Here is a 12885-nt window from a genome sequence, read left to right as displayed (position 1 = left end):
ACACAGTGGATTTGTGTTTCCTCGGGGCTTTCGCCTAGAAAAGTAGCACCCAACAAGGAGTGTGCACGAATGACCGGCTATCTAACAACTCATGTTCTCGATACGGCACGAGGCTGCCCAGCAGAGGGCCTCAAAATCGAACTGTTCCGCATTGAAGGAACAGAGCGCAGCCTGTTGAAAACAATGGAAACTAATGACGACGGCCGCACAGATTCACAGATTCTGCCAGCTGAAGAGTTCGAGCTTGGTGAATACGAGTTGGTGTTTCATGCAGGCGCCTACCTCGACGCCACAGGAACCCCGCCCGAAGATCCACGCTTCCTGAACGTCATCCCGATCCGCTTCGGCATGTCAGAAGCATCACATTATCACGTGCCGCTTCTGCTCTCGCCCTTCGGCTACTCGACCTATCGCGGAAGCTAGCGGCAATTTCAGGCCGTGCCGTTGCTTAGGTCCGCGTGTGTTGCGCGGATCGCGGCACCGATGCGGTCAATCACGAACTCCATGAAAAGCCGCGTCTTCGGGTCTTGCATCCGGCGATGCGTAAACAAACAAGCCATTTGAATTGGTTCTGGCGGCGTTTCAGTCGCAACAGGCACAAGGCTCCCCGCGCGCAGGTGTTCAACAATTTCAAACACCGGTTTCATCGCGATCCCCTGCCCCGACAAAGCCCAGTCCGTAAGGATATCCCCGTCGTCAGATTCATACCGACCAGACACCCGAAACCGCTTCGGCCCCTCGGGTGTATTGAGCCGCCATTGAAACTCTGTCGCCCCTGGAAAACGCAGACTTAAACACTCGTGCCCTTGCGCGATAATCTCGTCGCCATCGCGCGGCATTCCACGCTCTTCGATATAGGAAGGCGCAGCGCACAAAACGCGCTCCACATCGGCGATCTTGCGAATTTTGAGATTACTGTCCTCCGGCTGCCCAAGGAAAAACGCGAGGTCCAACCCCTCGGTCGTCAAATCAACTTTGCGGTCGGTCAGGCGAAGGCGAACACTTACTTCGGGATATTCGCGCAAAAATTCAGGGACTTGCGGCGCGATCAACCGTCGCCCAACACCAAGAGGTGCTGCCACATAGAGCGATCCACGCAAGTTTTCGGTAAGGTTGACGATCTGTGCCTCAGCACTTTCAACGGCCTCTAGTATGCCCGTCGCCCCGCGATAGAAAGACTGGCCTTGCTCGGTGGGTGTAAGGCTCCGCGTAGTGCGCTGAAACAGGCGCACACCAAGGTGTTCCTCAAGCTGTGAAATCCGCGAGGAGGTCACCGCAGGCGAAATTCTCAAGTCGCGCCCCGCGGCGGACATGCTTCCGAGTTCATAGACGCGGACGAAGGTTCTGATATTGTCGAGATAAGACATTATTTTGTTTTTTTTGATGCAGCTTGATTTTTCAATGCAATAGCAGAATAAAACACTCTCGCCTAGAGTACGATTAACTCGAAACTTGGGAGGTTCGCCATGTATGATATGGCTATAATTTGGGATTGGATCGCGTTTTCAGTACGTTGGCTCCATGTCATTACGGCCATGGCGTGGATCGGCGCGTCATTCTATTTTATTGCGCTCGACCTGATGTTGAAGCCAAACAAAGCGCTTCCTGAAGGTGCCTATGGCGAAGAATGGGAAGTCCACGGCGGCGGATTCTACCACACTGTCAAGTATCTCGTTGCCCCTGCAGAGATGCCAGAACATCTGACATGGCACAAATGGCAAAGTTACATGACATGGATTTCAGGCGCCGCGTTATTGATGATCGTCTATTGGGTGGGCGGAGAATTGTTCCTGATCGACCCAAGCAAGGCCGATCTCGCGTTGTGGCAAGGCATCCTGATTTCTGGCGGCTCGCTCACAATTGGCTGGCTTGCTTATGACCAGCTTTGCAAATCCAAGCTGGGCGAAAGCCCGACGGTTTTGATGCTGATTCTGTTTGCTATTCTTGTTGTGATGTCATGGGGTTACAACCAAATCTTCACAGGACGCGCAGCGCTCCTTCACCTTGGCGCCTTTACAGCCACGATCATGACCGGCAACGTATTTTTTCAGATCATGCCGAACCAACGGATCGTTGTTGCCGACCTTAAGGCGGGCCGTACACCCGACGCGAAATACGGCAAAATTGCCAAGCTGCGCTCGACCCACAACAACTACCTGACGCTGCCGGTTGTGTTCCTGATGCTCTCGAACCACTACCCGCTTGCCTTCGGTACAGAATACGCATGGCTCATCGCTTCGTTGATCTTCCTGACTGGTGTCACAATCCGCCACTACTTCAACACGATGCACAGAAACGGCAAAGGGCCGAACTGGACATGGCTGGCAACAGCGGTCTTGATGATTGCGATTGCCTATCTCTCGACCTTCTCCGCCACCGAAAGCTATGAAGAAGCCGAAGCGCGGGTAATGACGCCATATGAAGAGAAATTCGCATCCTCGGAGAAATTCGAGGATGCCTATTATGCCGTGGTCGGGAATTGCTCTATGTGCCACGCGCGCGAACCCTCTTGGGAAGGTATGCACTGGGCACCAAAGGGCGTCATTCTGGAAACCGAAGCAGACGTGGCGCGCCACGCCGAGCAAATCTATCTACAGGCAGGACGTACGCACGCGATGCCACCGCCAAACGCGATTGAGATGGACAACGAAGCCCGCGCCATGATCGTCGCATGGATCAAGGATGTGCGTCAGAACGACGGTTAACCCCCATACTCCAGACACAAAAAAACCGGCCAACACATTGTTAGGCCGGTTTTTTTATTCGTTTTCTATTGGATTAACCCGGGCTCATACCCCGCAACCGTTCAGAGCGGCGGCGCAGGAGTTCAACCACTGTCAGCAGCGCGATAGAGATCACCACGAGGATGGTCGCAACAGCCAAAATAGTTGGGCTGATCTGCTCACGCAGGCCGGTAAACATCTGCCAAGGCAGGGTTTTCTGGCTGGCGGAGCCAACAAACAGAACCACAACAACCTCGTCGAATGAGGTGATAAACGCAAATAGACCGCCCGAAATCACACCCGGTAGAATAAGCGGCATTTGCACACGGAAGAATGTTGTCATCGGATCCGCGCCCATGTTTGCCGCAGCGCGTGTGAGAGAGCGGTCAAAGCCAACCAGTGTAGCGGTTACCGTGATGATCACGAACGGCACACCGAGCACAGCATGCGCAAGGATCACCTTCACATAGCCAACAAAGGTTTTGTTGAAGCCCAGAGAGTCCTCGAGGAAGTTGCCGATGCTGGAATAGAAAAAGAACATCCCAGTGGCCGAAATAATCAACGGCACAATCATCGGCGAAATCAACATCGCCATGATCGCACGACGGCCCGGCACGTGGCTTTGCGATAGGCCGATAGCAGCAAGCGTGCCAAGCGAAACCGAGATAATCGTCGCGATTGGCGCAATAATCAGCGAGTTCTTGAAGCTCCGCTGCCATTCATTGTTGGTAAAGAAATCGCGGTAATGCTTGAGGCTATACCCTTCCGGATCAAAACGCAGCATCTCTGGTGTGAAGGTAAAGAAATTCTCGGCGTTGAACGAGAGTGGCAACACAACAAGGATAGGTGTGATCAGGAAAATGAAAATCGCCGCACAGATAAACCGGAAGCCATAGTGCCAAAGCACCTGCTCCGCCGTCAGGTATGGCGGCAGCCCGCGGCGATACTCGCGGAAATGAAGCCAGAACACCAACCGCGCAAAGAGAACGCCGCCGATCGCGCCAAAGAACGCGCCACCAAGGCTCCCAACAGCAAGGCCGGCAGCCGCAAAGAGGAGCGCACTCACGATCATGGCGGCAACATGGGTGCCGAAAATCGACAACAATGCATAGGCCAGCGCGACAGAAAGCCCGACGCCGCCCAAAATGGTCAGCAAGAACTCAGAGAAATCCTCGGCCGTTGTTACACCAGCGACAAGCATCGTAGCCGCAACCAAAAGCCCGATGAGGCTCAAGGTGAAGGACATGGAAATTGGAATGTGAACGTCTTTAAACTTAGCCATTTTTCTATCCCAGCTTCACGTTGTCGATGCCGACGATCTTGTCGTAGGCCCAGTAGAGAATAAGCACGACCGCGAGAAGAATAGTGCCAAGTGCGGCGGCGAGCCCCCAGTTGAGCGACGATGAAATGTGGTAGGCAATCCGGTTCGAGATAAACACGCCTTTGGTACCGCCCACAATTTCTGGCGTGATGTAGTAACCAATCGCGAGGATGAACACGAGGATCGACCCTGCCCCAATTCCCGGAATACTTTGCGGGAAATATACCCGCCAGAATGCCGTCCAGTTGGTTGCCCCAAGCGACTTTGCCGCGCGGAGGTATGTTGGCTGAATGGTCTGCATCACCGAGTACATCGGCAAGATCATGAACGGCAACAGGATGTGGGTCATGGCCACGATGGTACCGATCTGGTTGTTGATAATCACAAGCCGTGCGTCATCCGCGACCAAACCAAGCCAGACAAGCGTATCGTTGATAACCCCTTGTTGCTGCAACATAACCTTCCATGCCGATGTTCGCACCAAGAGCGAGGTCCAGAACGGCAACAGCACAAGGATCATTAACAGGTTCGATATACGCATCGGCAGGTTGGCCAGCAGCCAAGCCACCGGATAACTCAACAGAATACAGAAGCCCGTAATGATCAGCGACATTTTTAGCGTTCGGCCAAAGAGCGTGAGCAAAATCCGCTTGTTTTCAGGCTGCATTTCTGGCCCTTCGGCGGTGCGCTGCATATCAACGGCATTGAGGAAATAACCATCGGTGTATTTTCCGGAATGGGTTTGAATCGTCGCCCATGTTTTGACTTCGCCCCATCCATCATGGATATCGATCAGCTTTTCTTTGAAGGGAGCGTCTTCGACCGGATCAAGCTTCTTGATTGCGCGCCCGGAACGGCGGAACATCGAAGACATACCGGTTTCTTCATAGTTCAGCCGCGAACCAAGGCGCGTATGGGTCTTTTCGTCAACGGCGATAACCATATCGCGAACGAAAGCGGCATAGACCTCTTCGGGCGGCAACTCGCCACTTGTGGCGTCCCAACTGGCCAATTCGGCAACGGTTTCGGGAAGCGTTTCCTCAACAATACCGTTCTCGACAGAGCGGAACAGCATGGAGGCAATAGGAACGAGGAAAGATAGAATAACAAACAACAGTAGCGGTGCGATCAATATGAGAGCACGAAGCTTTTGCCGCCGCAAACTGCGTGCAAGGCTTTGCTTGAGAGGAGTTCCGTCTGCGGCCAGCACGGGGCCGTTGGACTGTGGCGCGTCTTGTTGTGTCGCGTCGGACATTTGTTCCGCCCTGTTTTTTTGAATTTAGTACGAAGGGCCACCGATGCGGCCCTTCGTAATTTTAGGTTCTAAGCCAGAGGCTTATTGAGCAAGCCAGGCTTGGAATTTCGCGTCGATGTCGTCGCGATAGTCAGCCCAGAACTCGTAGTTAAATAGGAACGTACGCTTCGCGTTCTCTGGATCGGTTGGCATATGTGGTGCCATCTCGATGCCGAGTTCGGCGTGCTTCCCAACAAGTGGCGCAGAAGAAGCTCGTGCAGGACCGTAGGAGATGTATTTCGCTTGGTCAGCAAGACGCTGTGTATCTGTTGCGAAATAGATGTAATCCAATGCGCGCTGCTTACGCTCTTCGGAAAGACCGGCAGGAATGATCCAACCATCAAGGTCGAAAACCTGCGCGTCCCAGAGCATACCAATTGGCTGTTCTTGTTCAGCAATCGCCGCAAATAGGCGACCGTTGTAAGCCGAACCGAGTACAACCTCACCATCGGCGAGCAATTGGATGGATGTAGCAGAGTCCGGCCACCAAACTACGTCGTCTTTTATAGTATCCAGCTTGGCAAGTGCGCGACTTTGCCCCTCTTCAGTTGCCAGCACGTCATAGACTTCGTCAAAGCCAACGCCATCACAGATCAACGCCCATTCCATGTTGTTAATAGGACGTCGTTCAAGGCCACGCTTCCCTGGATAGGTTTCCGTGTCGAACACGGCACAAACGTCTGTTGGTGGTGTGTCACCAATCAGGTCGGTGCGGTAGCCAAATGTTGTCGAGTAAACGATCTGTGGGATGAAGCACTCGCTTACGAGCAGATCACCAAAGTCTTCGGAAGCTGGCGTGCCGTCTGGCGCAGGAGCGAGAACCTCGTCCGCATCGATTTCCATTGCGAGACCTTCGTCACACAGACGGATCGCATCAGAAGCCACAACGTCAACAACATCCCAAGTGACGTTGTCTGCTTCGTTCATCGCGCGCAGTTTGGCAACCGCTTCGTTGGAGCTGTCATCGTTGATGATCGTAATGCCGGTCTTTTCGGAATATGGCTCGTGATAAGCCTTAAGCTGAGACTTCGAATAAGCCCCGCCCCATGACACAATTGTCATTTCTTCTGCCGTAGCCGCACCCGCAAGGGCAACTGCTGCTACTGACATCAAATACTTGGAATATTTCATTCATATTCTCCCATTCGTCCGCCTTGTTCATGTTCGATAGCCAGGGGCGGATCGATCCCAGCCATCGCGTTCATCCGCGCCGCAAAGCGACGCAGGCAAAGTAATTAAGCGTCGAGCGCCCGACAATCCTCGGCCAACCAGCCGATATTGATTATCTCGCCGGGTTTGAGTTTCACGGCGTCAGGGGCGTTCCGCGTTTTGACGATGAAATCATCGTTTCCTGCCACGCTTAGGCGGAAGCGGAAAATGTCACCCATATAGATGAACTCCTTAACTTCGGCCTTCAGCGTATGCGCATCTTCGTGCAAACGCTCTTTGTTAAATTCAACGCGCTCCGGACGGATAGACACTTTGGTTCGTTCGCCGGCATGGGTCACGTTAACGGGCATGGCGTCGATCTCTTCGCCATTATCCAAGGTCACAACGCAATGGTTACCGGAGATTTTGGTAACAACGCCTTCTAGCGTATTGTTTTCACCAATAAATTGCGCAACGAAGCTGTTACCGGGCGCTTCATAAAGTTCATCCGGCGGCGCGAGTTGCTGAATACGGCCATCGTCGAATACGGCAACGCGATCCGACATGGTCAGCGCCTCTGTCTGGTCGTGTGTCACGTAAACTGTAGTAATGCCGAGCTCATGTGCCAGACGGGTAATTTCGAACTGCATGTGTTCACGCAGCTGTTTATCGAGCGCGCCGAGCGGTTCGTCCATCAAAACCAACTCCGGCTCAAATACCAGCGCCCGCGCCAAAGCGATCCGCTGCTGCTGACCGCCAGAAAGCTGAGCTGGACGACGACCGCCAAACTCACCCATCTGCACCATATCAAGCGCACGCATAACTTTTTTCTCGCGCTCGGATTTCCCAATTTTGCGAACTTCAAGCGGGAACGCGAGGTTTTCTGCAACCGTCATATGCGGGAACAGCGCATAGTTCTGAAACACCATGCCAATGCCGCGTTTGTGTGGCGGGATGTTGTTGATCGACTGACCATCCAACAGGATATCGCCATGGGTTGCGGTTTCAAATCCGGCGAGCATCATCAAGCAGGTTGTCTTGCCCGAACCCGAAGGTCCAAGCATCGTCAGGAATTCACCTTTCGGCATCGAAAGGTTCAGATCCTTCACAACCAAATTTTCGCCATCGTATGATTTTTGCACGCGTTTGAACTCTACGAACGCGGCGTCGTTTGACAATTTGGCCACAAGGCCCCCCTGTTTTCTTTTCAGCCACTTTTGTTGGGCCGTTTTGTTGAAATCCATTAGAACGCATGCACCTGCGGCAACGCAACCGGATTCTAGGAAGTTCTTGGATCACTCCCCAATTGCGCCGTTTTATCGTTCAAAAACGACAACTTATACCGTGACCTGATTCCAACAGATTCGCCGGAAGCCGCCAAAAACCGATTCGTCACTCCCGCAGTTTCCATCACTGAAAATACTGCAGTAACTGCGATTTTTTGGCGCTTTCCGGCATCATTATTCACCCTAATACACTCCGAATAGCAGAGGCTGTTTTAGCCGCAATCTCGTCTGATTCGGACTGGCTCAGGCATAGCGGTGGTGCGAAACCAAGGATGTCTCCCTGCGGCATTGCGCGGGCAATTACCCCCTCTGCCAGAAGTGCAGCAGCGATTGATGGCCCGACCTTTTCGCCCGCATCAAAGAACTGTCGCTTCTCGCGATCTTTGACCATCTCGACCGCACAAAGCATCCCCTCGCCCCGCACTTCGCCAACATGAGCCATGTCACCCACGGCCTCCCGCATAGCGGCATTGAAATATGCACCGGTTTTGCCCGCGTTCTCGACCAACCCAAGCTCATCAATCAACTTAAGGTTTGCAACGCCTGCCGCCGCACCAATCGGATGCGCGGAATAGGTCCAGCCGTGGCCAATCGGGCCGTTTTCGTCTGTCCCCTGCTCCAGAACTTTCCAGACCTTGTCGCTGATGATGGAGCCAGAGAGCGGCGCATAGGCCGAGGTAAGGCCCTTGGCGATCGTAATGATATCTGGCCGCATGCCGTAATGATCGGAACCAAACATCGATCCAAGCCGCCCGAAGCCCGTGACGACCTCATCAGCGATCAAAAGGATGTCGTATTTGGCCAACACTGCTTGAATAGCGTCCCAATACCCTTCCGGTGGCGGAACAATCCCGCCTGTGCCCAGGACCGGCTCGCCAATGAAGGCCGCGATTGTCTCTGGGCCCTCGTCCAGAATTTGTGCTTCCAACTTGGCGGCGCAATCGGCAACGAATTCCGCTTCGGACATGCTCGTATCTTCGCGGCGATAGAAATATGGCGCTTCAGTATGGATGACCTGCGCCAATGGCAGGTCGAATTTCTTGTGGAACAACTCCAGCCCTGTGAGCGATCCGGTCATCAGGCCGGAGCCATGATATCCGCGCCAGCGACTGATGATCTTCTTTTTCTCGGGGCGACCAAGAATGTTGTTATAGTACCAAACGAGCTTGATATTTGTCTCGTTGGCGTCGGAGCCAGAGAGCCCGAAATACACTTTCGACATATGATCAGGCGCACGGTCCAGAACCATTTTAGCAAGCGTAATTGACGCCTCTGTCCCATGTCCTGCATAGGAATGGTAATAGGCAAGCTCTTGGGCTTGGGCCGCGATCGCATCGGAGATCTCGCGCCGCCCATACCCCACGTTGACACAATAAAGCCCCGCAAACGCATCCAGAAGCCGTGTGCCATTGCGATCTTCAATATGGCAGCCTGACCCTGTGGTTATTATCCGGCTCGGGCTTTCGCCACGCGCGTGTTGCGCGAGGTGGGTTGAAGGGTGGAAGAAGTTATCGCGGTCCCATGAATCCAGCGTGTCATTTTTCAGCATTGCATATCCTCTGGCGGTACTTGCCTGTGGTGTATTGATCTTCACAAAGCCAGGGGATGCGCACAAATCGGGCAACATGGCTCCGTTCTCCGCAGCAGCGCGCAATGCCTTTCTTGCGGAGACAGGCAATACATAGTCAAAAAAACCTGTCATGGCCACAGTTTAAATGGACAGGTTAATTTCGTTGCGGCGCCGCAAGGCTATTGCCATGTGCAATTTTGCATGCTCAAATCCGCGAACGTCGGCGGTATCTGGTACCGCTACGCTTCATGACAACCGAATAGAGGACGCCCGCCATGGCCCATGCAAATCCGGCATTCACGCAAGCGGAATATGCGCGCCGCCTTGCCAAGACACGCGCTGCGATGGCCAAAGCCGGGCTTGATGCGCTCTATGTGCAGGACCCTTCAAACATGGGCTGGATCACCGGTTATGAAGGTTGGTCGTTCTATGTGCATCAGGGCGTGTTGATCTTTCACGATCAGGACCCGATCTGGTGGGGGCGGAATATGGACGCCAAAGGTGCCCTACGTACAGTCTGGATGGATGACGCCCGCGTGCACGGCTATGACGATACTTACGTGCAATCCACAACCCGTCACCCCATGCAAGACCTCGCCGCCCTATTTCAGGAGTTGGGGTATAGCGATGGGCGGATCGGCGTCGAACTCGAGAACTATTACTATTCGGCAAAAGCGCACCTTACTTTGGTCGAGAGCCTCCCCGAGGCAACGCTGATCGATGCCACTGCCCTCGTGAACTGGCAACGCGCGGTGAAATCAGACGAAGAAATCGTCATGATGCGCAATGCTGCGCGCATTTCCGAAAGGATTATCGACGGGTTGGTCGAACGCATTGAACCGGGCCTAAGAAAGAATGACCTCGTTGCCGAAATCTATCGCGACGCGATCAGCAGCACAGGAGAAATCTGGGGCGATTATGCTGCCATCGTGCCGCTGCTGCCTTCTGGAGCGGACGCCTCTGCCCCGCATCTCACGTGGGACGGCAAACCGCTCAAATCCGGAGAATGCACCTATCTTGAGATTTCGGGCTGTTATCGCAGATACCACGCACCGTTCTGTCGCTCTGTTTTCCTTGGGACGCCGCCTGATCACGTAAAACGGGCCGAAGCTGCACTTGTGGAGGGCTTGCAAGCTGGACTTGACGCTGCCCGCGCTGGAAACCGAGCCAAGGACATCGCACATGCGCTCGCAGGACCGCTTGAGCGCGCGGGTATCAAACGCGGCGCGCGCTGTGGCTATCCAATCGGTCTTTCCTATCCGCCAGATTGGGGCGAGCGCACTATTTCCTTGCGTGACAACGACGATACAATTTTGGAGCCTGGGATGACATTCCACTTCATGCCCGGCCTATGGATGGACGATTGGGGCCTTGAAATCACCGAGTCCATCCTGATCAAACCTGAAGGCCCAGCCGAGTGTTTCTGTGACCGCCCGCAAAAACTGTTTGTTAAACCCTGATGCGTGACCAAACCATTGATATCCTGCGCGACCTGATCGCATACCCAACCGTTTCCTCAGAGAGCAATCTCCAGATGATCGGGCACCTTGCCGGACAGCTTGAAGCCGCCGGTGCGCGCTGTTTTCTCTCGGGAGACGATACAGGCAGTAAAGCCAACCTCTTTGCTACGCTTGGCCCTGACGGCCCTGGCGGCATACTTCTTTCAGGGCATAGCGATGTCGTGCCTGTTCTGGATCAGGATTGGAGCAGCGATCCATTTGAGATGACAGAGCGAGATGGCAGACTTTATGGTCGCGGCACCTGCGACATGAAGGGGTTCATCGCGGCCGCCGTCGCCTTCGCTGGGCAAATCGACCCTGCCCGCCTGATCCGCCCGTTGCATTTTGCCTTTACCTATGACGAGGAAGTCGGATGTCTTGGGGCACGCCACCTTGTGGGCGAACTGGCCCAGCGCAATATACTGCCAGACATTGCAATTATCGGCGAGCCAACAGAAATGCGCATCATCGAGGGGCATAAAGGCTGCTGTGAATACACCACGCACTTTAGCGGGCTTGAGGGGCATGGCTCCCTACCCGACGCGGGTGTGAACGCCGCTGAATACGCCGCGCGCTATGTAAGCCGCTTGATGGAGCTGCGCGAACAACTCAAACCTCGCGCGCCACAGAACAGCCGCTTTGATCCGCCGTGGACCACCATCAACATCGGACGCATTGCCGGCGGGGTGGCTCATAACGTGATCGCAGGTAAGGCAGAGGTAGATTGGGAAATGCGCCCTGTGCAAAAGGCTGATGCGGAGTTTGTGAAGCAAGCGCTCGCCGCCTATGTGCGCCACACCCTTCTTCCGGACATGCATGCGGTTTGCAACCACGCAGAGATCACAACCGAAACCATCGGCGAAGTCACGGGCCTTGACCCCATGCACGATAACGCCGCGCGCGATCTCGTGGCAGAACTCACAGGATCAAACAGCGCCGATGTTGTCTCGTTCGGAACGGAAGCAGGTTTGTTTCAAGAGCTTGGCATGAACGTTGTAGTCTGCGGCCCTGGCTCTATTGAGCAGGCGCACAAACCCGACGAGTTCATTACGGTGGAGCAGCTCAACAAGTGTTGTGACATGCTCGCGCGTTTGGGCATAAAACTAACCGCATAAAAGGCCTAGGCCCCGTGACTACGGTCATACGCGGAAACCGCAGGCATTACATGTGCGGCACGCGCCTCTTCGCCCGGGTCCCATACTTCAATGAGCAATGGATAGCATTTCGCCACGTCAGAAGAGTGGGATGCAGAGCAATCACCCCCCGGACAGGCGGAAAGCCCGACGGTAAGGTCAATCTCCGCAAAAAACTCGAGATAGTCTCCCGGACGTACTGGGCTAGCTTTCATGAAGTACTGGCCCGTATCCCGCGTAAATCCGGTGCACATGAAAACATTCAAAACATCATGCACCAGCCCCTCTGCAACCTGTAGGTCAAGCCCACTATGCTGTGCCAAGGCGCGGGTGAGGTTAGAATGACAGCAGTAATGATAATCCCCCCCACCAAGCAAACGCCCCGTGTAGGGATCACAGCGCGTCCCGATTACATCATGAACAGAGCCGCCGTACGCATCAAACCCATACCAATCAAGCGTATCATCCACGATCGTCGCCATTGGCCGTAAGAACGGAAAACTCGACCACATCCGATCTCCGGTCGAAAGATGCGTGCCATGCAGCGCACGTGTTTTGCCGGAATAAAATCTCTCGTTCAGGTCTTTGGTGTTCCAGATATTGAGATCCCCAACCTGTGGCCCCTCAACAGACACAATCCGAAAGAACGCGCCAGCTGGGACGTCTATGCATCCCGCATCGCGAGGATCAACAAGGCATTCCGCAACTTTGGTTGCCCCTGCCCGAAGTTCGGAAATCTGATCTAGGTCAGGCGCTTCCAGATTTTCGGTCGGATAACATATGACGGGCTGAACAGCGCGCCGATTTTCCGCATCCGCAGGTGCAGGATGAATTGAATGCGTTTTCAAGTCTCAGAACTCCGTTTATCGCGAAAAACTTTCGGCTCCCGAAGAAACTCTCTACTACACAT

Annotated in this window: 11 protein-coding genes; 4 read left to right on the top strand and 7 right to left on the bottom strand. The window is 54.2% G+C overall.

What is annotated here, in order from left to right:
• Nucleotides 1-69: 69 nt before the first annotated feature.
• Entirely contained in the window at nucleotides 70-423 is a 354-nt protein-coding gene (gene uraH / locus OU789_RS05760; RefSeq protein WP_274654030.1) for a hydroxyisourate hydrolase, read from the top strand.
• 8 nt (nucleotides 424-431) lie between these two features.
• On the opposite strand, the gene OU789_RS05755 is transcribed toward uraH, so the two are convergent.
• The gene (locus OU789_RS05755; RefSeq protein ID WP_263953404.1) at nucleotides 432-1367 is read right to left on the bottom strand and encodes a LysR family transcriptional regulator; all 936 of its coding nucleotides are present in this window, start codon (nucleotides 1365-1367) and stop codon (nucleotides 432-434) included.
• 99 nt (nucleotides 1368-1466) lie between these two features.
• Here OU789_RS05755 and OU789_RS05750 point away from each other — a divergent pair, with 99 nt between their 5' ends.
• Nucleotides 1467-2705, top strand: coding sequence for a urate hydroxylase PuuD (locus OU789_RS05750; RefSeq protein WP_274654025.1), 1239 nt, complete (start codon nucleotides 1467-1469; stop codon nucleotides 2703-2705).
• Between the two features lie 73 nt (nucleotides 2706-2778).
• Here the strand turns inward: OU789_RS05750 and OU789_RS05745 are convergent, their stop codons facing one another.
• The 5 genes from OU789_RS05745 to OU789_RS05725 form a co-directional block, all read right to left on the bottom strand.
• Nucleotides 2779-4005: an ABC transporter permease gene (locus OU789_RS05745; RefSeq protein WP_394358489.1), complete on the bottom strand. Its 1227-nt coding sequence runs from the start codon at nucleotides 4003-4005 to the stop codon at nucleotides 2779-2781.
• 4 nt (nucleotides 4006-4009) lie between these two features.
• The gene (locus OU789_RS05740; RefSeq protein WP_274654023.1) at nucleotides 4010-5299 is read right to left on the bottom strand and encodes an ABC transporter permease; all 1290 of its coding nucleotides are present in this window, start codon (nucleotides 5297-5299) and stop codon (nucleotides 4010-4012) included.
• A gap of 81 nt (nucleotides 5300-5380) precedes the next feature.
• Entirely contained in the window at nucleotides 5381-6469 is a 1089-nt protein-coding gene (locus OU789_RS05735; RefSeq protein WP_274654021.1) for an extracellular solute-binding protein, read from the bottom strand.
• A gap of 104 nt (nucleotides 6470-6573) precedes the next feature.
• Complete coding sequence (locus OU789_RS05730; protein ID WP_263953408.1) at nucleotides 6574-7674, bottom strand: ABC transporter ATP-binding protein; 1101 nt, start codon at nucleotides 7672-7674, stop codon at nucleotides 6574-6576.
• 277 nt (nucleotides 7675-7951) lie between these two features.
• Nucleotides 7952-9322 carry an aspartate aminotransferase family protein gene (locus OU789_RS05725; protein WP_274654019.1) on the bottom strand — a complete coding sequence of 457 codons (1371 nt, stop codon included), beginning with the start codon at nucleotides 9320-9322 and terminating at the stop codon, nucleotides 7952-7954.
• Between the two features lie 296 nt (nucleotides 9323-9618).
• Between OU789_RS05725 and OU789_RS05720 the strand changes: the two genes are divergently transcribed.
• A complete protein-coding gene (locus OU789_RS05720; RefSeq protein WP_274654018.1) occupies nucleotides 9619-10803 on the top strand; it encodes a M24 family metallopeptidase in 1185 nt (394 codons plus the stop codon).
• Nucleotides 10803-11957 (top strand): acetylornithine deacetylase, encoded by a 1155-nt coding sequence (argE, locus tag OU789_RS05715; protein WP_274654016.1) that lies wholly within the window; start codon nucleotides 10803-10805, stop codon nucleotides 11955-11957. Before OU789_RS05720 ends, argE begins: the two co-directional genes overlap by 1 nt.
• Before the next feature lie 5 nt (nucleotides 11958-11962).
• Here the strand turns inward: argE and OU789_RS05710 are convergent, their stop codons facing one another.
• On the bottom strand, nucleotides 11963-12823 hold the full coding sequence (locus OU789_RS05710; RefSeq protein WP_274654014.1) for an urea carboxylase-associated family protein: 861 nt from the start codon (nucleotides 12821-12823) through the stop codon (nucleotides 11963-11965).
• Nucleotides 12824-12885 lie beyond the last annotated feature (62 nt).

It is taken from the genome of Halocynthiibacter sp. C4, from assembly GCF_028823805.1.
GTDB lineage: Bacteria > Pseudomonadota > Alphaproteobacteria > Rhodobacterales > Rhodobacteraceae > Falsihalocynthiibacter > Falsihalocynthiibacter halioticoli.
Note: the sequence above shows the minus strand (reverse complement) of the source record. Positions and strands in the feature narration are given on the sequence as shown.